Source organism: Acinetobacter sp. TW_SC_4 (genome assembly GCF_054861205.1).
The window spans coordinates 1,666,114-1,692,937 of the sequence record NZ_CM142174.1 but is presented as its reverse complement, the minus strand read 5'-3'; the positions used below and the strand labels follow the sequence as shown (position 1 = coordinate 1,692,937).

At 40.2% G+C, this 26,824-nt stretch carries 24 protein-coding genes and 1 pseudogene; 14 read left to right on the top strand and 11 right to left on the bottom strand.

Annotated elements, in window-relative coordinates; translation table 11 throughout:
- The first annotated feature begins 6 nt into the window (after positions 1-6).
- The gene (locus ACWM1W_RS08090) at positions 7-114 is read left to right on the top strand and encodes a DUF2474 domain-containing protein (protein WP_104426067.1); all 108 of its coding nucleotides are present in this window, start codon (positions 7-9) and stop codon (positions 112-114) included.
- Between the two features lie 81 nt (positions 115-195).
- Here ACWM1W_RS08090 and ACWM1W_RS08085 read toward each other — a convergent pair whose 3' ends face one another.
- The gene (locus ACWM1W_RS08085; protein WP_375725497.1) at positions 196-813 is read right to left on the bottom strand and encodes a thermonuclease family protein; all 618 of its coding nucleotides are present in this window, start codon (positions 811-813) and stop codon (positions 196-198) included.
- 160 nt (positions 814-973) lie between these two features.
- Positions 974-1,891: a LysR family transcriptional regulator gene (locus tag ACWM1W_RS08080; protein WP_448765087.1), complete on the bottom strand. Its 918-nt coding sequence runs from the start codon at positions 1,889-1,891 to the stop codon at positions 974-976.
- A 94-nt stretch (positions 1,892-1,985) separates the two neighbouring features.
- On the opposite strand from ACWM1W_RS08080, the gene ACWM1W_RS08075 reads away from it, so the two are divergent.
- The 7 genes from ACWM1W_RS08075 to ACWM1W_RS08045 all read left to right on the top strand — a co-directional run bounded on the left by ACWM1W_RS08075 (position 1,986) and on the right by ACWM1W_RS08045 (position 8,911).
- Positions 1,986-3,227, top strand: a complete 1,242-nt coding sequence (locus ACWM1W_RS08075) for an acyl-CoA dehydrogenase family protein (protein ID WP_375725495.1) — start codon at positions 1,986-1,988, stop codon at positions 3,225-3,227.
- A gap of 54 nt (positions 3,228-3,281) precedes the next feature.
- The gene (locus tag ACWM1W_RS08070; RefSeq protein WP_034171364.1) at positions 3,282-4,403 is read left to right on the top strand and encodes a phosphotransferase family protein; all 1,122 of its coding nucleotides are present in this window, start codon (positions 3,282-3,284) and stop codon (positions 4,401-4,403) included.
- Positions 4,400-5,098, top strand: a complete 699-nt coding sequence (locus ACWM1W_RS08065) for a histidine phosphatase family protein (RefSeq protein WP_034171363.1) — start codon at positions 4,400-4,402, stop codon at positions 5,096-5,098. Before ACWM1W_RS08070 ends, ACWM1W_RS08065 begins: the two co-directional genes overlap by 4 nt.
- 53 nt (positions 5,099-5,151) lie before the next feature.
- The gene (locus ACWM1W_RS08060) at positions 5,152-5,895 is read left to right on the top strand and encodes an SDR family oxidoreductase (RefSeq protein ID WP_395521609.1); all 744 of its coding nucleotides are present in this window, start codon (positions 5,152-5,154) and stop codon (positions 5,893-5,895) included.
- Positions 5,896-6,307: 412 nt separating this feature from the next.
- On the top strand, positions 6,308-7,366 hold the full coding sequence (locus tag ACWM1W_RS08055; RefSeq protein WP_395521608.1) for a fatty acid desaturase: 1,059 nt from the start codon (positions 6,308-6,310) through the stop codon (positions 7,364-7,366).
- A gap of 217 nt (positions 7,367-7,583) precedes the next feature.
- The gene (locus ACWM1W_RS08050) at positions 7,584-8,294 is read left to right on the top strand and encodes an SGNH/GDSL hydrolase family protein (protein WP_448765088.1); all 711 of its coding nucleotides are present in this window, start codon (positions 7,584-7,586) and stop codon (positions 8,292-8,294) included.
- A gap of 32 nt (positions 8,295-8,326) precedes the next feature.
- Positions 8,327-8,911 carry a uracil-DNA glycosylase family protein gene (locus ACWM1W_RS08045; RefSeq protein WP_395521606.1) on the top strand — a complete coding sequence of 195 codons (585 nt, stop codon included), beginning with the start codon at positions 8,327-8,329 and terminating at the stop codon, positions 8,909-8,911.
- A 60-nt stretch (positions 8,912-8,971) separates the two neighbouring features.
- Here the strand turns inward: ACWM1W_RS08045 and ACWM1W_RS08040 are convergent, their stop codons facing one another.
- From ACWM1W_RS08040 to ACWM1W_RS08030, 3 genes are all read right to left on the bottom strand, one after another.
- Positions 8,972-9,463, bottom strand: coding sequence for a pyridoxamine 5'-phosphate oxidase family protein (locus ACWM1W_RS08040; protein ID WP_395521605.1), 492 nt, complete (start codon positions 9,461-9,463; stop codon positions 8,972-8,974).
- 178 nt (positions 9,464-9,641) lie between these two features.
- Entirely contained in the window at positions 9,642-10,079 is a 438-nt protein-coding gene (locus ACWM1W_RS08035; RefSeq protein ID WP_395521604.1) for a hypothetical protein, read from the bottom strand.
- A gap of 263 nt (positions 10,080-10,342) precedes the next feature.
- The gene (locus ACWM1W_RS08030; protein WP_375725493.1) at positions 10,343-11,896 is read right to left on the bottom strand and encodes a phospholipase D family protein; all 1,554 of its coding nucleotides are present in this window, start codon (positions 11,894-11,896) and stop codon (positions 10,343-10,345) included.
- A 120-nt stretch (positions 11,897-12,016) separates the two neighbouring features.
- Between ACWM1W_RS08030 and ACWM1W_RS08025 the strand changes: the two are divergent.
- From ACWM1W_RS08025 to ACWM1W_RS08005, 5 genes and pseudogenes are all read left to right on the top strand, one after another.
- Positions 12,017-13,130: pseudogene (locus ACWM1W_RS08025) on the top strand (S-(hydroxymethyl)glutathione dehydrogenase/class III alcohol dehydrogenase).
- 208 nt (positions 13,131-13,338) lie between these two features.
- Positions 13,339-13,869, top strand: a complete 531-nt coding sequence (locus ACWM1W_RS08020; protein WP_005235848.1) for a hypothetical protein — start codon at positions 13,339-13,341, stop codon at positions 13,867-13,869.
- 551 nt (positions 13,870-14,420) lie between these two features.
- Positions 14,421-15,470: a 3-deoxy-7-phosphoheptulonate synthase gene (locus tag ACWM1W_RS08015; protein ID WP_005235846.1), complete on the top strand. Its 1,050-nt coding sequence runs from the start codon at positions 14,421-14,423 to the stop codon at positions 15,468-15,470.
- Between the two features lie 266 nt (positions 15,471-15,736).
- On the top strand, positions 15,737-16,915 hold the full coding sequence (locus ACWM1W_RS08010) for a PilT/PilU family type 4a pilus ATPase (RefSeq protein WP_375725492.1): 1,179 nt from the start codon (positions 15,737-15,739) through the stop codon (positions 16,913-16,915).
- A 400-nt stretch (positions 16,916-17,315) separates the two neighbouring features.
- Positions 17,316-18,512: a PilT/PilU family type 4a pilus ATPase gene (locus ACWM1W_RS08005; RefSeq protein WP_005235842.1), complete on the top strand. Its 1,197-nt coding sequence runs from the start codon at positions 17,316-17,318 to the stop codon at positions 18,510-18,512.
- 74 nt (positions 18,513-18,586) lie between these two features.
- On the opposite strand, the gene ACWM1W_RS08000 is transcribed toward ACWM1W_RS08005, so the two are convergent.
- The 5 genes from ACWM1W_RS08000 to ACWM1W_RS07980 all read right to left on the bottom strand — a co-directional run bounded on the left by ACWM1W_RS08000 (position 18,587) and on the right by ACWM1W_RS07980 (position 25,224).
- Positions 18,587-19,762 (bottom strand): MFS transporter, encoded by a 1,176-nt coding sequence (locus ACWM1W_RS08000; RefSeq protein WP_005235840.1) that lies wholly within the window; start codon positions 19,760-19,762, stop codon positions 18,587-18,589.
- A 239-nt stretch (positions 19,763-20,001) separates the two neighbouring features.
- Complete coding sequence (gene gcvH / locus ACWM1W_RS07995; RefSeq protein WP_104426083.1) at positions 20,002-20,376, bottom strand: glycine cleavage system protein GcvH; 375 nt, start codon at positions 20,374-20,376, stop codon at positions 20,002-20,004.
- An 82-nt stretch (positions 20,377-20,458) separates the two neighbouring features.
- Positions 20,459-21,487 (bottom strand): AraC family transcriptional regulator, encoded by a 1,029-nt coding sequence (locus tag ACWM1W_RS07990; protein WP_395521600.1) that lies wholly within the window; start codon positions 21,485-21,487, stop codon positions 20,459-20,461.
- Positions 21,488-21,863: 376 nt separating this feature from the next.
- Complete coding sequence (locus tag ACWM1W_RS07985; RefSeq protein ID WP_395521599.1) at positions 21,864-23,720, bottom strand: ABC transporter ATP-binding protein; 1,857 nt, start codon at positions 23,718-23,720, stop codon at positions 21,864-21,866.
- Between the two features lie 244 nt (positions 23,721-23,964).
- The gene (locus ACWM1W_RS07980; protein WP_180017393.1) at positions 23,965-25,224 is read right to left on the bottom strand and encodes a mechanosensitive ion channel family protein; all 1,260 of its coding nucleotides are present in this window, start codon (positions 25,222-25,224) and stop codon (positions 23,965-23,967) included.
- A gap of 407 nt (positions 25,225-25,631) precedes the next feature.
- On the opposite strand from ACWM1W_RS07980, the gene ACWM1W_RS07975 reads away from it, so the two are divergent.
- A complete protein-coding gene (locus ACWM1W_RS07975; RefSeq protein WP_262477254.1) occupies positions 25,632-25,961 on the top strand; it encodes a hypothetical protein in 330 nt (109 codons plus the stop codon).
- A 317-nt stretch (positions 25,962-26,278) separates the two neighbouring features.
- On the opposite strand, the gene ACWM1W_RS07970 is transcribed toward ACWM1W_RS07975, so the two are convergent.
- The gene (locus ACWM1W_RS07970; protein ID WP_004785589.1) at positions 26,279-26,815 is read right to left on the bottom strand and encodes a DUF2058 domain-containing protein; all 537 of its coding nucleotides are present in this window, start codon (positions 26,813-26,815) and stop codon (positions 26,279-26,281) included.
- Between the last annotated feature and the right edge of the window lie 9 nt (positions 26,816-26,824).

Sequence of the window (26,824 nt, the reverse complement as noted above, 5' to 3'; positions counted from 1 at the left end):
GCAGGTATGACACGCAAACAGATAGTATGGTTTGTAGGCTTATGGCTTGCAGGTTTTTTGACACTGGCACTTATTGCAGGGGCATTCCGCTTTCTGGTGCATTTGGCCTATTAGGTCATGATATGAACTGAACAAGCAAAAGGGATTTGTTAGTACAGATCCCTTTTTTATAAGCTAAATTTTAGATCTTTAAAATCAAGATGAGGCTTTGATCTGTTTACGATACACACTTGGACGGACAGGGCGGCTATTTTTCCATAACCCTTTTTTCTGCTTTTTGGCTTTATTCTGTAGTTCCATCATATAGCGTAAATGGTTTTTATCCCGGATATATTCCTCATAAACCCATGCCGCACCACGTTTCACAATCTCTTCATTAATATTCTTGCGATAACGATAGACCACACCGACACAGCGACCATATCGGTCAATATCAGTAATTTGTACACGAATCATTTTATTTTTAACCATACTTTGAACCAGGCGTAGCGATTCCTTACCATAGGCCTGTGAAGATTCAGGTGCATCGACATAAGCAAAGCGCAGTTTGGTCTCAGAGCGACGGATATTAAAACGGTAGCAGGTGAGGGTATCGCCATCACTGACAGTACTAACCCGGCACCAGTATTTCTTACCTTTCTTAAAGGGGCGAAATAGGTCCTTTAAATACACCGTAATTTTATGCAGCAGATAATAGGAAAAACACAGAAGTACGAAGCCCAGCACAATTTGCCAGGTGGTAGAGAGATGTAACAAGGGCAAGATCCAAATCAGCAAAAACAGCCGCATAAACACAGCTAAAAGTTGAGCCATTTTAGATCAAAGCCACTCCGCATAAGGCTTAAAAAGTCATCAATCAGTGTTTAGTTTTGTACCGATAAAATAGCCTAAGCACCATCAAATTAGGCCAATCTCAATCCTAAAACTTGATAATAAAATAGCCTAAGCAATTTTAAATCATCTCATAAATAGCCTAAGTAAAAATTTTATAAATTTCATTTCTTAAAAATTGATGTCTTTTATTTTCTTGCAGTTCTTTATGCCAATACATCCCCATATTAATTTTCGGCAGTTGTACAGGAACGTCAAAAATATTCAGACAGTTTGCTAACTGTAGATGTGTCAATACATTTTTAGGAATTGTCAGCATGGCAGTCTTTTGCTGTTCCAGAATTTGGAGGGCTGTGGAATAGTGCTGACAACGTAAAAAAATCTGCCGGGAATAATGTTTTCGACTTAAATATATATCTTCAACTAAAACTCCCGTACGGCGTGAGGAAACGCCAATATGAGGTGAGGCCAGATAAATCTGTTCATTCATTTCTGTTTGTTGTGTACAGACCACGAATTCATCTTGTACCAGTCGTTCAAACTGAATTTTTTCACTAATACTTTGCTCCAGATCAATGACAAAATCGACCTGTTGAGAGGCGAGATCTGCAGCAATATTTTTACGGTCGAGTTTCATGCTACTCAGCTGAAGATCCAGGTTAATTTTTTGAAAATGTTGAACCAGTTTTGGAAATATCATGGGTTCAATTTCATCATGTACAGCGATTTTTAAGCTATGAATCAATTCCGGTCTGAATTGCTGATGCTGCATTGAAATATTCTGAATCGCAAAAAGTGCATTTTTAATTTCAGGATAGATCTGATCCGCAAACGGTGTGGGCTGCATCTTGCTACTCGTTCGCACAAATAAATCATCCTGTAAATGCTGTCTTAAACGTTGTAAAGCATGACTGGCCGCTGACTGGCTTATCGATAGAATTTGCGCGGCTTTAGAAATACTGTTTTGTTCGTAAATGGCAATAAAAAGTGGATAAAGATTAATATCAATACGATGAAAATTTCGTAGATCCATCACGGTTTTTGAATGAATACTATGCATACTGCTATATGGAATTAAATCATTTTATTCATAATATATTTTGGGTTAAGGTTTTGTAAAGCGTATGAATTAGAATATTCAGAGGGATAAAGCAATGTTTGAGTTGTCTGCACGAGCACAGGATTATTTAAATAGAACAAAAAAGTTTATTACTGATGAAATTGAACCTGTCGAGGCTGATTTCTGGCATCAGGTGCATCAACTGAATCAAGGTGGCGACTGGACCAAATGGCAATGGCCGGCAGAGCTTGAAATATTGAAAAATAAAGCCAAAGCGGCAGGTCTCTGGAATATGTTTTTGCCTTGTCCAGAATTAGGTCAGGGATTATCCGTTCAGGAATATGCACATATCGCTGAACTTTCTGGACGAAGCCTGATTGCACCTACCGTCTTTAACTGTAATGCGCCAGATAGCGGTAATATGGAAGTATTGTGGCGCTATGGTTCTGAAGAACAAAAACAGCAATGGTTGATGCCACTTCTGGAAGGGAAAATCCGTTCAGTGTTCTGTATGACTGAACCTGCTGTGGCTTCAAGTGATGCTACCAATATGCAGGCGACGGCAGTAGTTGAAGGTGATGAAATTGTTTTGAATGGTCGTAAATGGTGGTCTTCGGGTTTGGGTGATCCAAATGCCAAAATCATCATCTTTATGGCACATACACCGGATGAATCCAAAGACCGTCATCATCAGCATTCCATGGTTTTAGTTCCAGTCGATACTGCAGGCGTGAAAATTGAACGGATGCTTCCAGTCTTTGGTGATTATGATGCACCACATGGCCACGGTGAAGTCAGCTTCGATAATGTTCGTGTTCCAGTTTCGAATTTTATTGGGGGTGCAGGTCAAGGCTTTGAAATTGCCCAAGGGCGTTTAGGGCCAGGCCGTATTCACCATTGTATGCGTTGCATCGGTGCAGCTGAAAAATCATTAGAACTTATGATTGACCGGGGTATGAGCCGTACCGCATTTGGTAAAGAGATTTTAAAACTGGGTGGTAACCTGGAACGTGTCGCAGAAGCTCGCGTTGCCATTGATCAGGCTCGATTATTAACCTTGTATGCTGCCTATAAAATGGATACTTTAGGGAATATGGCAGCACTGACTGAAATTTCTGCAATTAAAGTCGTTGCGCCAAGTGTACTGGAAAAAGTTGTGGATATGGCGATTCAGATCCACGGTGGTGCGGGTGTTTCTCGTGATACACCGCTGACCGGATTCTTTGCCCAAGCCCGTGCCTTACGTTTGGCTGATGGTCCGGATGAAGTGCATAAAGGTATGATTGCCAAGCTGGAACTGGCAAAACGTGGTTATAGCACACGTCGTAAAAAATAAGCTGGCTTTATATACAGAACATTGAAACGTATTAGAAGATTTTAAGGAAAAATTATGGCGGTCATTGATGTAGGTGGATCAGTTCGTGAAGGTGAGGAACTGGATGTACAGGCCATCACAGATTGGTTAAATCAACAAGGAGTAAATGTAGAAGGTCCTTTAGAGCTTACTCAATATTCCGGTGGAGCTTCAAACTGGACTTATCGTTTGCAATATGCCAATGCCGATTTGATTCTACGTCGTCCGCCTCAAGGGACTAAAGCTAAATCTGCGCATGACATGGCACGTGAATATCATGTACAAAAAGCTTTGGCTGAACACTATCCAGTCGTACCTGAAATGGTGGCACTTTGTCAGGATGAATCAGTCATTGGCTGTGATTTTTATGTGATGAAACGCATTGAAGGTATTATTCCGCGTGCCAAGCTGCCGCCTGAATTACAACTGACTGAACCAGATATCCAGACTCTATGTATTAATGTGATTGATAAGCTGATCGAACTACACCAAGTTCCTTACACTGGTACAGAACTGGAAAAGTTAGGCAAAGGTGAAGGCTATTGCCGTCGTCAGGTAGAAGGCTGGGATGCACGTTACGAAAAAGCCAAAACATTAAATGTTCCATCTTTTAAATACGTGCGTAACTGGCTGAAAGATAATATTCCATCTGATTCTAAAACCTGTGTCATTCACAATGACTGGCGTTTTGATAATGTCATTTTGGATCCAGAAAATCCAACTGAAGTTATTGGGGTGCTGGACTGGGAAATGGCCACTCTGGGCGATCCGCTGATGGACTTGGGTTCTGCCTTGGCTTATTGGGTAGAAGATACGGACAATGCCATTTTTAAAGCAACACGTCGTCAGCCCACCAATTTAAAAGGTATGTTTACCCGTAAAGAAGTGGTGGATTACTATCTGGAGAAAACCGGTCTGCAACCGGAAAACTGGACATTCTATGAAGTGTTTGGGATTTTCCGTCTCTCAGTGATTGCTCAGCAGATCTATTACCGTTATTACCACAAACAAACCAACAATCCGGCCTTTAAGGATTTTTGGGTAGTGATTCATGCCTTGCATATCCGTGCATTAAAACTGATTGGTCTACAAAAGCTTGAAGCCAATGACATTGCACAAAAATATATCCTGAAATTTAAAGAGTTAATGCAAAAATGACCACCATTTACTTGATCCGGCATGGACAGGCATCTTTCGGAGCAGCCAGTTATGATCAGCTTTCGCCAAATGGGGAACTACAGGCAAAATTGCTCGGTCGTTATTTTGATGAAATTCTGAAAGAAGCACCGTATGTAGTGGCTGGTTCTATGCAACGTCATCAACAAACGGCGCAGTTATCTCTAGAAGAATGTTTTCCTGAAAGCGAGATTTTGACCGATAGTGCCTGGAATGAGTTTAATCATCAGCAGGTCTTTGCCCGTTATGAACCGCGTTTTAATCAGCCAGAACTGCTGAAGCAGGATGTCTCAGAACATGCCAATCCGCGAGACTATTTGAGCAAAATCTTTAGTGGAGCGATTGCTCGATGGACCTGTGATGATTATCACCACGAATATGATGAATCCTGGCCCAATTTTAAAAGCCGTGTAGAAACCGGTTTGCAAAATTTATGTGACCAGCTTGCGCAAACTAAACCGCGCTATGCAATCGTGTATACCTCGGGTGGTGTCATCTCTGTCGCGGTAGGCAAAATCCTGGGTCTGAGTCCAGAGAAAACTTTCGCTTTAAACTGGGCAATTACCAATACCAGCATTACTACATTACGTCTGGTCGGAAATGAACCCCAGCTACTCAGCTTGAATGAACATCATTTTATTAAAGCACAACGTCCAGACCTGCTAACCTGGATTTAAAAATTTTTGAAGATAAAACACCTTAGAAAAAAATAAAGGGATAGGGTAAAAATATGGCTAAAACGATTTTAATTACTGGTGCAAGTTCAGGGATTGGTGCCGGTATGGCACGTGAATTTGCAAAAAAAGGGTATAACCTGGCGATTTGTGCACGTCGTCTGGAACGTTTGGAAACTTTGAAGCAGGAACTCGAAAGCCAATATGATATTAAAGTCATTGCCAAAATACTGGATGTGACCAATTATGATCAGGTTTTTGAAGTTTTCCGTGCCTTTAAAGAAGACTTTGGCACCATTGACCGGATTATTGTCAATGCCGGCGTAGGTGAAGGCCGCCGGATTGGTAAAGGTAATTTTGCAATCAATAAAGCCACTGTCGAAACCAACTTTATTTCTGCATTGGCACAATGTGAAGCTGCAGTGGAAATTTTCCGCGCACAAAACTCTGGTCATCTGGTGATGATTTCATCGATGAGCGCAATGCGTGGTATGCCAAAACACTTGACCGCTTATGGCGCAAGTAAGGCTGGGGTTGCACATCTGGCTGAAGGCATTCGTGCTGAATTGATTGATACACCAATTAAAGTTACGACCATTTTCCCAGGCTATATTCGTACTGAAATCAATGAAGGCGCGAAAAAATTACCGTTTGAAGTGGATGAGAAAACGGGTTCACGTTTATTGGCAGAAGAAATTGAGAAAGCGCCAGTCAAAGCCTATGTACCGAAATGGCCTTGGTTGCCACTCGGTCTGGCAATGAAAGTATTGCCGCTAAAATTAGTCAATAAATTAGGTTAAAACTTCAATTCAAAAAAGCTCCATCAGGGGCTTTTTTAATTTTTAGTATTTAAAAATTTGGATAAAAGTAGGTTGGATAATTCTGGTATCGGATTTAAAGGCGTTATAAATTATTAAGATGTTTAGTTAAATTCCTAAAAGTCATTAACACTTTGATGATGAATAAATTTTATTTCTATATAAAAATAAAAATTTTATCAGAATAGAGATAATTAAATTTTTTAGAAAAGAATTTTTAGACGATAAATTTTATAGAAAATATCTCCTTATTTTTCTGCTTTATTCTTGATCTTAAAAAAATTACTAAAACTGCCCAAAACTTGGACATACTCGCTGCGAAAGTGGAAAGATAACTTCTCTTTTTTATAAATTCCTTTAATGTACAACTGTTCAGAAATCAAAGGTTGTCCATATGTCTACATCTTCGGATATGACTGACCAACAGCGAATCTCTAAGGTCAGAAATATCGTTACACAGGCCGGGGAAGAAATACGTACCCGTTATCCTATACTCAAACATCAGAATTTTATTGGTGCGAGTATTTTAGGTTTTGCCTGGACGGGGATGATCGCATGCGCATTGGCATATGGATATGGTTATCTTTCGGCGTGGTTCACCATTCCATTGATTGCAATTTTTGCATCACTGACACATGAATTGGAACATGATTTGATTCATTATATGTATTTCAGAAAAACGCCTTGGGCACATCATTTGATGTTGGCTTTAGTGTGGCTGGCTCGTCCAAATACGATTAGTCCATGGGCTCGCCGACGCATGCATTTGCATCACCATAAATATTCAGGCACTGAATATGATCTTGAAGAACGTGGCATCAGTAATGGTATGCCATGGGGGATTCGCCGCATTCTAGTGATCAGTGACCAGTTGATGTCAGTGTATTTGCGTCCTTTTCAGATGTTTAAAATGATTCATCTTTTTATGGAAAAACAACCTGAAAAAGAACGTAAAGTTACAATGATTTCTCAGCTCTTGGGCTTCTTGCCATTAAGCATGATTTATTATGGTCTGTGCTATTTATTTGTAGTTTTTCATGTAGGCAATGCTGTTGCACCAATCTTTGGTTATGAAATGCTTTGGTCGGAAAGTATCATCGAAGCTATGCCTCTCGTGAATTTCTTGGCAGTAATTTGGATCATTCCGAATTTTATCCGTTCTTTTAGCCTGCAATTCGTTAGCTCCAATATGCATTATTATGGTGATATTGATCCACGCGATGTCATCAAGCAGACTCAGGTACTGAATCCATGGTGGATGGTGCCATTCCAGTTATTTTGCTGTAATTTCGGTTCAACTCATGCGATCCATCATTTTGTGGTCAAAGAACCCTTTTATATACGTCAGTTGACCTCTAAAACGGCGCATAAAGTCATGAAAGAAGTGGGTGTACGCTTTAATGATATCGGAACTTTCAAGCGCATGAACCGCTGGAATGATCATAAAGTTTGATAGATCAGCTACATTAAAAAAAATCCCGCTAAATGGCGGGATTTTTTAATTTTTAATCTACTCGTTAAGTAAAAATTTTATATACAAATATTAGAAAGCAATGTACGGACAAAATTCTAAGTTACGTGAATATTCATTAAAAATGACTGCTGAGGTATTACTCGTAATCCATAAATTGCAGTAAAATCAATCATATCTTTATATAAATTAGTCCATTATGTTGCTCAAAGCTGCCACTATCGCCTTAATTCCCGCGCTCATAATTCAGGGTAACCGTGTCAAAAAAAATACGATAAAACTTCCAGAACCAGAAGGTGCACGTGAAGGGCAAACAGGAACAGGAAAAAAACTTTCATTACTGATTGTAGGTGATTCAGCAGCAGCAGGCGTGGGCGTAGATCATCAGGATGATGCCTTACTCGGCGCGATTCTGAATGAGCTAAAAAATGACTTTGAAATTGAATGGAAGTTGCAGGCAAAAACAGGCGATACCACCTCAAAAGTCATTCGTACTTTAGACCAGATTGAAGCTAAATCCTATGATGTGGTCGTGACTTCAGTCGGCGTGAATGATGTGACTAAACTCATGCCTGCCGATGTCTGGATCAAGAAGCAGAAACAGTTTTATAGCAAAATCCAGCAAAAGTTTAATCCAAAACTGGTGATTGCAGCCGGTGTTCCTCCAATGAACATGTTCCCGGCTTTACCGAATCCTCTGGCTTGGTTATTTGGTCAATATGCCAAACACATGAACCAGCAACTGGAAAAATTTGTGAACAAGCAGAGGAACATGCAATGGATTGAATACGATATTGAAAAATATCATGCCATGAATTTACAAATGGCCAAAGACGGTTTTCATCCAAGTAAGGAAGTTTATACACTTTGGGGACAAGAAGTTGCTGGCAAGATCCGTCAGGCATTCTAAAATAACTGAACTACCTGAATCTGGAACAGTTTATGTCGGATATTGAAACCCATCCATTACCGCCATTTTTACCGCCCAATGCCAAATTACTAATGTTGGGCAGTTTTCCGCCACCCGCAACGCGCTGGAAAATGAACTTTTATTATCCGAATTACCAAAATGATATGTGGCGGATATTTGGATTAATTTTCTTTAAAAATAAAGATTACTTTTTGGACTTACCCAATAAAAAATTTCAGGAACATCTAATCCGTGAGTTTCTAACTGAAACGGGGATTGCGATTTTTGACAGTGCTTATCAGATTCGACGCCTGAAGGGAAATGCTTCCGATAAATTTCTGGAAATTGTAGTGCCAACCAATTTGCAGGATCTATTAGGGAAAATGCCAGACTGCAACCACATCATGACCACAGGCGACAAGGCTACAGATACTCTGATGCTATCTATGCCTGAAGGTACGTTGAAACCAAGTATAGGCGAACCTACCCAAGCACATTTTATTGGTCGTGATCTGTATTTATACCGGATGCCGTCTTCATCCCGGGCTTATCCTTTGGCTCTGGAAAAGAAAGCAGATAGTTACCGGATGATATTCGAGCATGTCGGCCTAATTTGAGTTATGAATAAATATAAATTTTAAGTATATTTATGAAATAAACTTACTTTTAGAAAGTGTTTAAATGTTTTCTATCGGCATATTAGAATATTCGACCCAGCGATAATCCTTAACTTTAATATCCCGCACATGATGAAAGCTGGACCAGATCAGTTTGCTACCTTTACTCCATTTTAAAGCTAAAATACGAGATTCAACTTTCTCAATCTCTTCCGCTGTAGCAGGACGTAAAGAGCCAATTTCTGCATATAGACGTACACCGGGATAATGCTTAAATTTTCCCTTAAACATGGAACTTAACCAGAAAAGTTTGCTGCTATTCACAGCTTGAATGCATGCAAGTGGCTGATGCTGTAAATTTTCAGAGAAGGTGGTGGAGTAGGTATCAAAAAAGAAACCTGTATTAGACTGCTGATCCAGGAAGACAGTTCCGATCGGAGTAATACTAGGAAAGCCTTGGGGATTGACGGTTGCGATCGAACAATACATTGCTGCACGCTGTGCATTAGCAACTACCTGACGGATATTTTGCCATTCAGAAGGGGAAATCATGATGTTTTCTCTTTATTATTTTAATCAAGCTTAATCTGTATGTCTAAAATAGGCATTGCCATAAAAATATTCAGGTCAAGGCAATTTAACCAATTAAAAATAAGAAATAAATTTCCTATGAACAAAAAGAGCCGATATGGCTCTTTTAAATTTTAGAAATGGAAAATGGAAAAATGAATTAACTATCATATTCCACATAATCCCACAGGTTTAAGCGCGCTTTAATTTCCTTGCGAATATTTGGCAACATTGGAAGTAATGTCCCGTCAATCCATAAACTTAAAGCCTGTGCAGAAATCAGTTGCTGTTGTTCATCGACCAGTTGTACACCTTTAACCATCACCAGCGTTTCTTCAGAAGCTTCGGTTTCAACACCTTTAAATAGTACCTGTAATTCATAACCGTTATCCTGAATCAACCATTCCAGTTCGATCTGGATATTCTGATTAGATTTAAGTACGACCTGACCTTCGACCAAGTCTGAATCAGACAGGCAATCATGTTCAACCCGTACTTTGGCTAAAAACCATTCTTGTTGAGACAGATCCTGCAAGGTCTTAACAGGGGTGAGAATATCACTGAGTTTAAACTGGCGGCTTAAATCAAAAAATTGCATGGGAGTGGAAAGCGAAAATTCGCAAAATACTAGAAAAGTGTAATTCTAGAGCAATCAACGGAATAGGTAAAACCTTTGTCAGCATTGATCTGATTAATGTATAAGAAATAAGCTGAAAAATATAAGTAGAAAAACTCGATTTAGAGATTTAGTCAATTTTATATTGTTCAGCTTATTACCAATAAAGATCTAAAATATCTAAAGCCAACTATCAATTAAGGAAAAACCACACTAAATGTGATTTGATCGCAATGTATCTGTCATTACATTAACCATTCTCCCGGGAATTTTGTCACCAGATTCATCATATAACGCTGGAATTGTGTTGTTTCAGGGTCATGATTATGCTGAATCACTGAACCATTTTTTTGATGTTCCAGCCAAATGATCTCGCCCTGTTTATTTAACTTAAGTTGATAAGCTATTCTGGGTAAATACTGGTTTAAGGACTTGGTAATTTCATCTTGGAGCTGATCAGATTCAATCACCAGACCGACTTCAGTGTTTAAATAGGCAGAACGTGGATCGAAGTTAAAGGAACCAATAAATACCATGCCATCCAGATCAAAGAATTTGGCATGTAGACTGGAACTGTTCTTATTTTTGGCCGGAATAATATTACCGGTCATAATTTCATACCAGGTCCGTTTTGGTCGTTCAATATAGGGTTTAAATTCCCAGAGTTCAATTCCATTTTTGAGGAGCTGTTTACGGTATTGCTGATAATAGGCATGAACCAAAGCAACATCATTTGCCTGGAACGAATTGGTTAAAATTCTGATTTTGACACCCTGTTGGGCACGTTTACTTAAATAATCCGCACCTTCCTGAGTAGGAATGAAATAAGAAGAAACCAGTTCCAGATGGTCTTTGGGCTCACCCATAAGTTCCAGCATATGAGTATAAATATAATCACCATTCTGGGTGCTACCACGGACCTTGGAAGGGGCGTCGGCAACAAAATAGGCATTTCCCCATTTTATCGGGCGCTTTCTCAGCTGCTCATCAATCTGCTGTTCCGCAATACCGACTCGACGTCTTAGTTCATTTTTATCGACTTCATCTTCTTTAAATTCTGTTCTCAACCGTTTTAAAAGTTGTGGATTACCTGAATCATTTAGAACTTGTCGGATGTCATAGCTTAGATCATCGTTCCAGAATTTGATAAAGGTCTGATTCGCATCGTGTGCTGGTTTTCCGGCAAAGAAAATATCAACATCGCTAAACTGAAAGTCTTCACTGGCATCAAAATATTCACTACTGATATTCCGACCACCTGTGACCGCTGCCGTACCATCCGCAATAATCAGTTTATTATGCATGCGCGGATTAACATATTTCATACGGAATCCGTAATCTAGGGCACGCAAATGACGGAATTTATAAGGATTAAATAATCTGACTTCGAAATTAGGATGCTGAGCTAAGGCCAGCAGCTTATCATCCAGTTGAGTTCCGTTCTGGTCATCAATCTGAACCCGAACCTTCACGCCTCGATCAGCGGCTTTTAATAATTGGGAGAGAATCATGTTGCCAATATAGTCATCTTTCCAGATGTAATATTGCAGGTCGAGATGGTATTTGGCCTGATTGATCAGATATAACCTTGCCGCCATACTCATAAAACCATCATATAAAGGCAGATAAGCCGTTTTACCTTCCTGAATCTGTGGTAGCTGTTCCTCTCTAATCCAGTGGGCCGATTGTACGGGAGTAATAGCTTCTTCTTTTGCTGTATTGGGAGCTAATTCACAGCCAGAAATAGTCAGGCTAAAAACAAAAATACTTAAACATGTAATTGACGAGGGCTTAGTCATTGATGTTCCATTTGTTATAGGGGTTTTATTCCTCAACTAGTGATGTTAATGGTTGAATCTCCGAATAGAAAGAGGTTACTGTTAACCATCTGTAAATCAGTAATAAAAGGCTTGTTTTACATGAAATCACGTGCAGCGGTTACATTTGGCTCAGGTCAGCCATTAGAAATTGTGGAAGTAGATGTTGCTCCACCAAAAGCAGGTGAAGTACTGGTAAAAATTAGCCATACTGGCGTATGTCATACCGATGCATTTACCTTGTCTGGTGATGATCCGGAAGGCGTATTTCCAGCAATTTTAGGCCACGAAGGTGCGGGTGTGGTCGTTGAGGTAAGTGAAGGCGTAACGAGTCTGAAACCGGGTGATCATGTGATTCCACTTTACACAGCAGAATGTGGTGAATGTCTGTTCTGTAAATCGGGTAAGACCAACCTGTGTGTAGCGGTTCGTGCGACTCAGGGTAAAGGTGTAATGCCAGATGGAACTACCCGTTTTTCTTATAATGGCCAGCCAATTTATCATTATATGGGCTGTTCAACGTTCTCTGAATATACAGTCGTTGCAGAAGTTTCTCTGGCGAAAATTAACCCTGAAGCTAACCATGAGCAAGTGTGTTTATTGGGCTGTGGCGTGACTACAGGTATTGGTGCAGTACATAACACTGCTAAAGTGCAGGAAGGCGATAGTGTTGCTGTATTTGGCTTAGGCGGTATTGGACTTGCAGTTGTACAAGGGTGCTCGTCAGGCTAAGGCAGGTCGTATTATTGCCGTGGATACCAATCCAGATAAATTCGAACTGGCTAAACAGTTTGGTGCTACTGATTTTGTGAATCCGAAAGACTATGACAAGCCAATTCAGCAAGTGATTGTGGAAATGACCGGTTGGGGCGTAGACCACTCTTTTGAATGTATTGGTAATGTCGACGTAATGCGTTCAGCACTAGAATGTGCGCATCGCGGTTGGGGTCAGTCTGTGATTATTGGCGTAGCAGGTGCAGGTAAAGAAATCTCGACTCGTCCATTCCAGCTAGTCACAAGCCGTAAATGGATGAGTACGGCATTTGGTGGTGTTAAGGGCCGTTCTCAATTACCGGGCATGGTTGAGCAGGCCATGAAAGGCGAAATTCAATTAGAACCATTTGTGACACATACGATGCCATTAGATCAGATCAATGAAGCTTTTGACCTGATGCATGAAGGTAAATCAATCCGTACAGTCATTCATTTTGACTAAGCTGTTTTAATCTAAAAAAGACCGGTACCAATCCGGTCTTTTTTATGCGGCTTTCACTTGATTCAAGATACATTAGTGCATGAAAGCCTCACAGAGAGTCACTGAAACAACACACGCCTGCTAATGTCATTACATGCCAGATGCTTATATTAAATAGGACGTATGAAAATACGTGATAAAACCATTTTAAAGAATAAGGATAAGCTCTATGTCGAATGATAATTTTGATCGTGATGTAATTAAGAATGCGCCTAAAGATGTCCGCGATGATTTAAATGCTGATCCAATTACTGGTGAACCTGGTGCTCATCCTGTGGGTACAGGTATTGGTGCTGCAGGTGGCGCAGCGGCAGGTGCAGCGGTCGGTGCCGCAGGCGGTCCGGTCGGTGCAGCAGTAGGCGGTGTTGTTGGGGCAGTGGTCGGTGGTCTCGCAGGTAAAGGCGTAGGCGAAGCTGTGAACCCGACTGAAGAAGCAGCTTTCTGGCGAGATAATGCTGTTGAAACCCCTTATTATTCAGATGCCCGTACCACGTATAGCGATTTAGATTACGATCGTGACTATGATGCGGCCTATCGTGTCGGTTATGAAAACCGTGGGGCATATGATGCTAATACCCGTTTTGAAGACGTAGAAAGCGATCTGAAAGTAAAATGGGAGCAAGCAAAAGGCCAGTCACGTCTGAACTGGGAACAGGCAAAATTTGCAGTACGTGATGCATGGAATCGCGTAACCCGTTAATTGCAAATGCCAAAACCAAGATCTAATATGCTCTTGGTTTTAAGGAAATGGGCAAAGTCCGCTGACTTTCAAGACTTTGTTCATTATTAATATCTGAAAATTAATCACTGAAAGGCTAGAATTCTAGGGCGATAAGTAAAAGTACAAATGCTGATAAATATTTTTTTATATTTACTACTTGTCAAAACTGGATAGAGCGCGTATTTTAATTTCAGATTCACATTTTTATGAAAGACATAAACATGTTAAAGCAACCTATCATTTCAAACGCTTATTTTTATTTTTGGCAGTTTAGATAATTGCCTGAATGCGTTTGGGCAATGAAAAGGTTGCCCACCAGTTAATACCTGATCGGCAACCCTGATCAGGTTTTTTTATGCATGTGATTTAACAGTTTTTGGAGACAGACATGACAAACTTTAACTATTCATACTTTAGCAACTTTTATTGGTCTTACTTTAGCCAGCTAATGACGCTTTCGACATCTTCGATTAGACCCATAACGCTCAAATAAAAGTTTGGACTGATTGCCAGTCCCAGGATTTAAAGTCATGAATATTGCAAATACATCACAACAACATCAAACAGAAACCATTTTAGCTTTGCCACAGCAGCTTAAGCAGCGATTGCCACTGTCTCCGCAATTGGCTGTACAAGTCGCTGAACAGCGTCAAATTATTCAAAATATTTTAGAGGGTAAAGATCACCGTTTAATGGTGATTACCGGACCATGTTCCATTCATGATGAAGCTTCCGCACTGGAATATGCAGAAAAATTAAAACAGCTTCAGGAACAGGTCTCAGATCAAATTTTCCTGGTTATGCGGGCTTATATTGAAAAACCACGGACTACTGTCGGCTGGAAAGGCTTCCTGTATGACCCAGAACTCGATGGCTCATCCAATATGCAATTGGGTCTGGAAAAATCTCGTGCACTGTACCTAAAACTGATTGGCATGGGCCTGCCGATTGCCTCAGAGATCTTAAGTCCAATGGCAACGGCGTATTTTGATGATCTATTGACCTGGGGCGCGATTGGCGCGCGTACCAGTGAATCACAAATTCACCGTGAAATTTCCAGCCATATGTCGTACAGCATCGGTTTCAAAAATGGGACAGATGGTTCGATTCAAATTGCTCTTGATGCCATTCAGTCAGCTTCCAACTCCCATCAGTTCATGGGCATGAGTCAATCGGGTTTGCCATGTATCCTGAACTCACAAGGTAATCCAAAAGCACATTTGATCCTGCGTGGTTCAAATAGTGGTCCGAACTACCAGTTGTCTGAAATTGAAAAGATTAAAGCAAAACACTCAATCGATTTGCCGGCCCTGGTTATTGATTGCAGTCATGGCAATAGTTCAAAAAACCCAATGCTACAATCTAAAGTGCTGGAGCAGATCGTCGCTGAACGTTTGCACAACAATGTACGTGGTGTAATGCTCGAAAGTCATCTGGTCGATGGCAACCAGAAAATCTCAGAAGATATGGTTTACGGCCAGTCAGTGACTGATGGATGTCTGGGCTGGACAAAAACCGAGCAATTATTGTTAAATATGGCAGATTCACTGCGATGCGAAAGTTTAAAGCGTAGCGCTTAAACTGACGGTCTTGTCTTTCCTCAATTCGTTGGGGAAAGATATTATGATCGAATATGGGTATTAAGAAGTGTATATTTGGACACTCAAGAAAACTATTCGATATTTTGAAAATTAAAACAATGAGTATTAAAACGATTTTAAAAATTGAATAAAAAATAATTAATTTAAAAAATAAACAATAACAATAACAATAACAATAACTTATTAGAGGTCAGTCTGACACTGTTTTTATACAGCGGATGAGTCATGATCCCAGGAATCTTGCTATGTATACAACTGAATTGCTCGATGAAACACGTAAATTTATGCACCAAATGCTGACCAAAGTCGTTGAATATGGTGGTTCCGATCTTTTTATCACAGCTGATTTCCCCCCTAGTATCAAACAGCAGGGGTTAATGAAACCGTTTGGCCAGCAGAAACTCACAGCCGAAAAGACCCGTTTGTTTGCTTATGCCTTGATGAACGAGCGACAGATTCAGGAGTTTGAATCGGTGATGGAATGCAATTTTAGTATTAGCATCCCGAATGTGTCTCGTTTCCGGGTTAATGTCTTCCAGCAACAGCACAATGTAGGCATGGTGATTAGGATCATTACGACAGATATTCCAAGCTTTGAGCAACTAGGCTTACCGGCTTCATTGCAACAGGTCATCATGCAGAAACGTGGTCTGGTGCTGGTAGTCGGCGCAACGGGTGTCGGAAAATCGACTACATTAGCAGCTATGATTGATTACCGTAATACGCATACTGAAGGGCATATTATTACAATCGAAGATCCGGTGGAATATGTCTATCAGCATAAAAAATCGATGATTACCCAGCGGGAAATTGGTGTGGATTGTGTTTCCTGGCACAATGCACTGATTAATACCATGCGGCAGGCACCTGACGTCATCGTGATTGGTGAAATCCGCGATACAGACAGTATGGAACATGCAATTGCCTTCGCTGAATCCGGCCATTTATGTCTTACCACACTTCATTCCAATAATGCCGATCAGGCACTGGACCGGATTATTAACTTCTTCCCGGAAGAACGCCGTAATCAGCTATTGCTAGATTTATCAGCCAATATCAAAGCCGTGATTTCTCAGCGCCTAATTCGTACTGAAGATGGTAAAGGTCGTCGGGCTGCGGTAGAAATTCTGCAAAATACACCTTTAGTTTCTGACCTGATTCGTAAAGGTGAATTCCATGAACTTAAAACGATTATGGCTCGTTCGCGGGAACTGGGCATGCAAACCTTTGATCAAGCGTTGTTTGATTTATATAACCAAGGCATTATTTCTTATGAAGAAGCCTTGCGTAATGCAGACTCCAGCAATGAATTACGTCTACAAATCAAGCTAAAGAGCAGTCGTATTAATCCAGTCTTACGGGCAGAAAATGCACAAATATCACTTCTGGAACAGTCCAGATTACGTGCACTTTCTCCTGATTAATCTTTGCTTTTTATTAACAGACTGTCATTCAGCTCAATAGAACTGAGTCATAAATCTTCTTTAATGGTGGCTTTTAAGCAAGGCAGTTTTCGGCCATCTATCTATTTTAAATTCTATCCTTTCTGTCCTGACGAATTTAATTTAACCCTGTCTGCATTTATCCTAAATATGATCTTTTCATCGTAATATTCTTTTAAAGTGGAATAGTTTTAAAAATCAAATCATGTCCACTTAATTGATATTTTATTGAACTGTATCACATATTTTTCCAAAAATATTTTCTTTATAAATCAAATCTATTTGAGGCTTTAAAAAAAACGCTGCACAATAAAAATCAAATGATATTGGCATGAATCAAGCATTTAAAATTCATGTAATTGTGTATTTCCAGGGGAAGAGAATGTTCACGGCAGAACTGTTGGACGAAGCAAAAAAATTCATGCATCACATGCTGACCAAAGTAGTGGAATATGGGGGCTCAGACTTATTTATTACCGCAGATTTTCCACCGAGTATTAAACACCAGGGCTTAATGAAGCCCTTTGGACAACAGACCTTAACTGCTGAAAAAACCAAACTGTTTGCCTATAGCTTGATGAATGACAAACAGCGTCAAGAGTTTGAAGCTGAACTAGAATGTAACTTCGCGATTACCGTGCCGGGTGTATCGCGCTTCCGAGTAAATGTTTTCGTACAACAGCTTCAGGTTGGGATGGTGATCCGGACCATTACGGCAGAAATTCCAAATTTTCAGAAACTGAAATTACCAGAATCATTGAAACACGTGATTATGGAAAAACGTGGTCTGGTACTGGTTGTGGGAGGAACAGGTTCAGGTAAATCGACCTCTTTGGCAGCGATGATCGACTACCGCAATGAAAATTCTGCAGGGCATATTATTACCGTGGAAGACCCAGTGGAATATGTGCATAAGCACAAGAAATCTATGATTACTCACCGTGAAGTCGGGGTAGATTGCCATTCCTGGCACAATGCGTTGAAAAATACCTTGCGTCAGGCACCTGATGTGATTCTGATTGGTGAGATTCGCGATACTGAAACCATGGAACACGCAATTGCCTTCGCCGAAACCGGACATTTATGTCTGGGCACACTGCATTCCAATAATGCTAACCAGACTTTGGACCGGATTATTAACTTCTTCCCGGAAGAACGCCGTAATCAGTTATTGATGGATCTATCTTCGAATATGAAGGCAATTATTTCCCAGCGTCTGATTCGTACTCAGGATGGGAAAGGCCGTCGGGCTGCGATTGAAATCATGTTAAATACACCTTTGATTTCTGATCTGATTTTAAAAGGTGAGTTTCATGAGCTGAAAGCTATTATGGGCAAATCTCGTGAACTGGGCATGCAGACTTTCGATCAGGCCTTATTTGACCTGTATAACGAGGGTGCGATTTCTTATGAGGAAGCATTGCGTAATGCCGATTCGACTAATGAATTACGTTTACAGATCAAGCTGAAAAGCAACCGCCAAGATAATCCTGCTGCCGGAGAAGCAACACAATTCACGATGATGCAAGAACCGAAAGCTGAAGAAAAAGAACAAGAAAATACTTCAGCATCTGAATAAATACATCTTCGTGTCAGAATTAAAACAGGCAGTTCATCTGCCTGTTTTTTATTATATTTAGACATTAACTTGTATTAGGCAGTCTTAACTTGAACGACCAATTTAAAGTAAACAATACTGCATAGGGTGAGTAAACTACAGAGAATAAAGGCGAACTGATAACTATAAGTCGCAATAAGCACCCCAATCAGGAGCGAGCCGACCGCAATTCCTACATCATAAAAGGTATAAAAGGTCGAAGTCGCATAACCAATTCGGTGTTTCGGTGCACGTTGAATGGCCAGTGTCTGGATGCAAGGTTGTGCGCTACCAAAACCGACACCAATCAATACCGCAGCCAGCAGGAATCCCCACAACGTCTGAATCTGACTGAGTAAAAAAAGTCCTAAACTAAATACTAATAGCGCAGGATAAATCACATATTGTGGACCTTTGCGATCGTAAATTTTTCCGGTAATCGGACGTAAACTCATCATGGAAATGGCGAATACGACAAAGAATAAACTGGCATAAGCCATCAGGTTTTTACTGGCCGCAAAAGGTGCAATAAAAGACATGATGCTGGCATAAGAGAAAGAAATCAGAGCTGCCAGAACAGCAACAGGCAATGCTTTCTTTTCTACAACATCAGACAACGCCAGTCCTTTTTTCTCAGGAATAGTTTGAATGATGTGCTCAGGCTCTTTGACCGGAATCATTAAGCAGAAAGCAAATCCGATAAAAACTAATGCAATAAGCAGCATTGTGATCTGAAAATAAGACCAGTATTCAATCAGACTTAAGCCAATCAATGGTCCTAGAACAATACCCAGATTGACTGACATGACGTAATAGCCCATGCCTTCGCCTTTACGCTGTTCTGGAATAAACTGATTTACTACAGGGACACAGACTGTAGTCAAAATACTAAACCAGATCCCATGCAAAAAACGGATGATAAATAAGGTCATCAGCTGATCGGCAAGCAAATAGGCTAGGGAAAATAGACTGAAAAAGATTCCAGAAACAATCAGGGTTTTACGGATACCCAATTTTTCAATAATTAAGCCGCTAAATGGACGTACCGCAATCGCTGAAATCATAAACAAAGTCATAGCCAGACCAGCTTGGGCTAAGTTTCCGCCTAATTCTTTCAGGATATAAATTGGTAAAATTGTAGTTTGTGCAAAATAGAAAATAAATAAAAACAGGTTATTGGCCAGACACAGCACAAAAGGCTTGGTCCATAATGGCGCTGCATTGACGTTCATGATTTTCCTAAAATGATATGCTGTAAGACGCTGGGCTCAGCATGGGAAATTATTGTTATAAATAAGCGCGACCTATTCAGGAGCGAAGTGAATATGATCAAGACTTTAGGAAAAATAAGTGAAAAATACAATGATATTTCATGATAAATACATGAAATTTAATTTGAACTAGGAAATGCGGCGATTGATCTTTAATAAAAGAATCAGCCCGAAGGCTGATTTTCTAAATTTAAACCGGCTTAGAGACCAGCTTCATATTCTGTATTGGAAAGCAGCTTTTCAACATCTGCCATATTGTCCGGTTTGATTTTATAGATCCAACCTTTGCCATACGGGTCATCATTAATGAAGTCAGGATCATCTTCAAGCGCAGCATTGATTTCAACGACTGTACCAGAGACAGGCGCATGAATATCAGAAGCGGTTTTCACTGATTCAACCACGCCAGCCTGTTCGCCCGCAGTAATATGTGAGTCAAGATCTGGTGCTTCTACATAAACCAGATCACCTAATGCATCCTGTGCATGGTCGGAAATACCGGTCACAACAAGATCACCCTCAATGCGTACCCATTCATGTGTACTTGCGTACTTTAATTCTGAAGGATGATTCATTGATAACTCCCTAAAAATCTTAAGATCATTTTTGATATGTTTTATACATTCTTTTTGGCCAAAACAAAAGGTTTATCCTTGCTTATAAATAAGGATCTTTACGCCAGTTGCTCGGGCTACGACCACTCCAGCGCTTAAACGCCCGACTAAAATTGGCCACATCACTATAGCCAAGTTCATCAGCGATCTGCTCCAGAGTAAAGTCTGTACGGGATAATAAGGAAGTGGCATGCCGGTAGCGCACTTCATCCACCAGCGTAGAGAAAGAAGTACCTTCAGCGGCCAACTGACGCTTTAAGGTTCGATCTGACATATGCAGGCGTTCAGCTACGCTTTCAATACTCAGATAATGCTGTTCGGAATGAGTCAGGATATCCCGTACCCGCATGGCAATCCGGTGCCGTTCCCCTAGGGCTGATAATTCGGCTTCACACTGGTTAATCGCAATCTGGCTGGCAATTGGATCAGCATGTACCAACTTGTTCATCAGGTAGCTTTTATCAAAGCTTAAAATTAAATGCGGCTGTTCAAAACGGAACTGATGCGTAGGAAATTTCGCCATGAAGCGCTCAAAACCTTCTGGCTTTTTGAAATCAAAGTCGATTTCTCCGGTTGCATCGTTAACCCCTGTAATAGCCTTAGCCATACTGATCAGACCAATCATCAGGGCAATCGAAATTTCTGTACGAAGCGGTTCAAGCTGAATATCAGTTTGCAGCTGTACCGTTGCCTTAGCGCCAAAGGTCGAGAAAAATAACTGCAGGAAGGGTAAACGTAACTGAATGAATCGGTTCGCCAGCACCAGAGCTTCGGTAATATTATTCGCCGTCATGATGGCATAACCGATAAAGCCATGAATCGAAATCCGCATCTGTGTACCTAAGTGATAACCCAATGTCGGTTCACCAGTGAGTTTCAGGGCATACTTGACCAGTTCATTGGCCACTGGTGTCGGAATACGGTAATCAGGATCTGCCAACTGTTCACTGGTCAGGCCAAAAGGCTTAAAAAGCGACTCATTATTATACCCCCAGCGGGAAATGACATCGAGAAGCAAGAGACCGTATACACCTGGAATACCTTGGTCTTGGCGTGGAGCTATTGTTTTCATGCGCGATCCGTTGCACTCATTCAAATTTTTTTATTTTCACTTCATATTGGCATGAAAAAGCCATTTTCTTGATAAAAATTGTTGGACAAAGCTGCGGCTATTTCCACAAGAAAATTTCAATCAACTTCAAGCAGAGTAGCCTAATTTAAAGTTGAAAATCAATGTAAACCAGAGATATTTTAGGTATTTAATTTTAAGGCTACAGATTTCTATTAATTCAGAATAGGGCTGTTTTTTGAATAATCTGGAATTTAAAAATGCCTGTGGAATAGTTGATATTCCCATAAAAGCAAACCAAAGCATTACTATTCAAGTGACTCAAATAGAATGCTTCGGTTTTTGTTGTAGAGCTTAGCTACTACTGAATAGAGAGCAATTATGCTTCATGCAAGCTGTCAGATTTGGCATGTTGTTGTACCAAAAACCCGCCGGTTTGACGTTGCCATAGCTGCGCATAAATCCCGTTTAAGGCCACCAGTTCATCATGCGTACCTTGCTCAGCAATTTTACCTTGATCCATCACAATCAGACGGTCCATCTGGGCAATGGTAGATAGACGATGCGCAATGGCAATAACCGTTTTACCTTGCATCAAGTCATCCAAACTATTCTGAATAGCTGCTTCGACCTCAGAATCCAGAGCACTGGTGGCTTCATCCAGAATCAGAATCGGTGCATCTTTCAGGAATACCCGGGAAATGGCAATACGTTGGCGCTGTCCACCAGAAAGCTTCACGCCACGTTCACCCACATAGGCGTCATAGCCTCTACGGCCACGCAAATCAGTCAGATTCGGAATGAATTCTTCTGCTTTGGCCTTGCGTACAGCTTCAAACATTTCTTCATCAGTCGCATCTGGACGACCGTATTTAATATTTTCAGCAACGGTACGATGCAGCAAAGACGTATCCTGAGTGACCAGCGCAATATTTTTACGCAGACTGTCCTGAGTGACATCGGCAATATCCTGGCCATCAATCAGAATACGGCCCTGATTCAGATGATAGAAATGCAGTAACAATTGAATCAGAGTTGATTTACCGGCACCGGAACGACCCACGATGCCGATTTTTTCACCCGGACGAATGGTCAGATTAAACTGGTCAATGACCGGTTTTTCATTATAGGCAAAAGTGACATTATCGAATTTAATCTCACCGTGTTTCAGTTGCAGTTCTTTCGCATCTTCTTTGTCTTGAATATTGATTCGACGACCTAGAGTTTTCATCCCGTCCTGAATAGTACCGACATTTTCAAACAGGGCAGAGGTCTGCCACATCATAAACTCGGCAATACTATTCAGCTTTAATACCATCGCTGTGGTGGCTGCAATAATCCCTAGCTGTGCCTGACCTTGCATCCAGAGCAAGATCGCAGTTCCCAGCACACCTGCATATAGCACAACACTCAGCATCAGAATGCTGATTTCGTATTGAGCGCCCAGACGCATCTGTTTATACACCGTAACCATAAATTCCTGCATGGAGGATTTGGCATACTGACTTTCGCGACCTGCATGCGCAAACAGTTTTACGGTTTGAATATTGGTATAGGCATCAGTCACACGTCCGGTCATGACTGCACGTGCATCCGCTTGTAAGGATGAAATCTTGCTTAATCTTGGAATAAAATAGCAGGCAGCACAGATAAACAGTAATAGCCAGACCATAAGCGGCAAAATAAGTAAGGGTGAAATGGCACCCAAAACAATATTAATTGTGACGAAATAAATCAGCACATAGGCCAACATATCGCCCAAAATGACCCAGAATTCCCGGATCGCTAGCGCCGTTTGCATGACTTTGGCTGATAAACGTCCGGCAAAATCATTATGGAAGAAGTCCAAACTCTGTTTGAGCAATAAATTATGGAAGCGCCAACGCAGACGCATCGGGAAATTACTATATAAAATCTGATGCTTGATCAGGGACTGGGCACTGGCAAACAGGATATTAGCCAGCAAGATAATACTTAATAAGGTCAGGTTGCTGGCATGTTGATCTAAAAAAGTTTCTGGCTGACTTTGACTCAACCAGTTCACCAGATCGCCAATTTTTGAATACAGTAAGGCCTCAAAACTGGCTGCACCCGCGGTACATAGCACCAGAATCAGTAAATAACGGCGTACCCCATAGGCTGCTTGCCAGACAAAGGGAAAAAACCTGGTGGGTAAAGGTTGATTCAGGTTTTTGGTGGGATAGGGATCTACCAGCCGTTCAAGCCATCGAAACATTCACGTACTCTTATCATGTATTTTCTTTGCGAAAATTATAAAGGATTCTGCTTTTTAAGTCTGAATTTGAGTGAAATTGCCACAAATGTTTAACCAAATCAAACTTTAGGTTGCAGAGCAAAAACCCATACCAGATTTATACCAAATAATATGAAGACCAAAAATAAGAGATTGAATTCATTTTAAATACTGAGTAAAAAGCCCGAAATAAGAGATTATTTCGGGCTTAAGTTGAGAGGTTAGTTTAAGTGATAATCGGAGATGAAGAACTCGCGTTAAAAGATTCCTTAAAATCACTTCCAGAAGGCGCCTGATACACCTTCAATCCAAATTCCGGAATAATCGCCAGAATATGGTCCATGATATCTGACTGGATATTTTCATACTCTGCCCAAACCGTCGTATTGGTGAAAGCATAAATTTCCAGTGGCAAGCCTTCGCTAGTCGGTTGTAACTGACGCACCATTAACGAGAAATTTTTGGCAATACCGGGATGCTGTTGCAGATAAAATTCCAGATAAGCGCGGAACGTGCCTAAATTGGTCAGACGGCGCTGGTTGTATTGTGAATGGTGCTGGAGTTGCTGGTTAAACTTCTCTAGTTCTTCTGATTTGGTATTCAGATATTGATCCAGCAGGATAAAATTTTTTAGTTTGTTCTGTTCTTCAGCCGTCATGAAATGCACGCTGGTTTGGTCAATATGAATTGAACGTTTGATCCGGCGGGCACCCGCTTCCTGCATGCCGCGCCAGTTTTTAAAGGTATCAGTCACCAGTTTATTGGTCGGAATCGTGGTCACTGTTTTGTCAAAGTTCTGCACAGTCACTGTGTGTAATGACATATCAATGACATCACCATCGGCGTTTAGGGTCGGCATTTCAATCCAGTCACCAATACGTACCATGTCATAAGATGAAATCTGAACCGAAGCCACCAGTGACAGAATCGTATTTTGAAAGACCAGCATCAGGACAGCGGCCATTGCACCAAAGCCAGCGAGCAAGGTGAATACATCTTTTTTCAGGAAAGTGCCTAAAATCATCAAGCCACAAACAATGAAGATGATCAGCTTGACCAGCTGTAAATAACCTTTAATCGGCTTGTTGCGTGACTTGGGATTACGCTGATAAATCAGGTTAAAGATATTCAGTAACTCACCGAGTGCCAGAGCAATGGTCAGGAAAATAAACGCCTGAGCACCCATTTGTACAAAAGTTTGTACTTTATCGGATAAATGCGGGACAGTGGTAATCCCGTTCATGATCACGATTGCCGGAACAATATTGGAAATCCGGCGAATCACACTATGTTCAGCAAAAATCTGATTATTGGCAAAGGGCATTTTGGAAATCAGTTGACGGATGCCGCGTACGACAATCTGTTTGGCAAATACATTGGCAAGGATGGCCAGTAAAATCACAATACTCAGTGAAGATAACATTTCCAGCCATGGGTACTGATCGGCCCAATCTCGAATATTCTGAATAAAATTAAACTGTTCCAACTGATCTTTCTCTTTAACTCAAAAAATTTGTTAGAGTTTATAGGTTTAAACGCAATTTTTTAATCTTGGATAACCTTTTAAAACATATCTTTCTTAGAGGATGCGAACTTAATCACTATTCAGACATTTATTTCTTCCTTCAGGTTAATTCAGATTAAATAGATCAATGGAAATTGATTGGTTAATGGCTAGGAAACGTGAAAAATCGATAGAACAGCCTAACTTGGTATTCCTATACTTCTTTTTAAACTTTAAAAAATTAAAAAGGTCAAAGTGAATTAAAAGAATTTGGTATAGCGTTTATTATGTTAATTCAACATAACTTAATGTTTATTTTAAATTTTATATACTTAATTTTTATAGGGGATAGTGCTAGGATTAAAATCATATAATCTTAATCATTAAAAATGAAAAATCTTCAAATAGTTATAGCACAAGCTCTACATTTCTATGAACTGGAACATATTGAGCAATCAATAAGCTATGAAATTAATAACACTATATTAGAGATAGTGGTTAATGATGAATCTTTTGAAAAAATTGATTGTTACTTGTATTCAAAAAAAGATCCGAAAAAAATTCTTAAAAGCTCTATATATTATGTAATAGCACTCTTAGAAAGAGCAAAGTATAGGGTAGAAAAAGCTCAGCAAAATAACGTGAGTCCTTTGCATATCTGCTTATACGTTATTAAGAAAATTGAGGGATTTATTGCATATTTACAGACTAAATTTTAGTTATTAGCGCTTTCATTTAAGGCTAGTTATATGAAATCTGAAGTTTCCAAAGGCTTTGTTGCATAAAGATTTTGTAAGCTTCTGATTTAAATAGGTTTGTATAAATTTCAACCTAAAAATTGAATGAACAAAATCAGTTGGTTATGTATTTATGCAACAAAGCCGTTTCCAAATAAGATTTAAATTGAGTGAAATTTGCTATCTATTAAAACAAGAATATGCAAAAGGCAAGCTGACATAAACTTAATGAAACAGATTAAAAAAACCGGCAAATATGCCGGTTTCTTATTTATGCTTTCCTTTTAAGGAAAATGTGCTTACCACATTAAATCATCAGGAATCACATAAGCTGCATATGGGTCTTCTTCATCAGTGGTTTCTTCATTTTTCTCTGAATTATTCACAATGATAAAGCCTTCCATTTTTGAATTGATGCGATCCGCCAGAGCTTTAGGCAGGAAGGCATAACTCTCATTTTCACGTGCAATCACCAGACTGCCAGCGACCAGTGCATTATAAATCTGCTGGTTGATATAAACTTTCTTGATCTTGCTGTCATCAATAAACTGATAACTGATCTCACCATCCGTATCGCGGATTTTATGCTGATTAATCATCTGCATGATGGCCGCTTTGAGTTCTTTTTCCTGCAACTGGACTTTTTTCGCCTGTTCAATCGCTTGGTCTTTAGCCAGCTTTTCCTGTTTGTCCTGCTCAATCTTTGCCTTGATTTCGGCTTCTTTACTGTCGCCTGTGCGCTTTTCATGTACAGCCTGTTTAGACAGTTTTTTGGCTTTTTTATTATCGACCAGGCCTGCCTTTAACAATTGTGCCTGTAATGCATTTTTAACCATGAGAGTTTC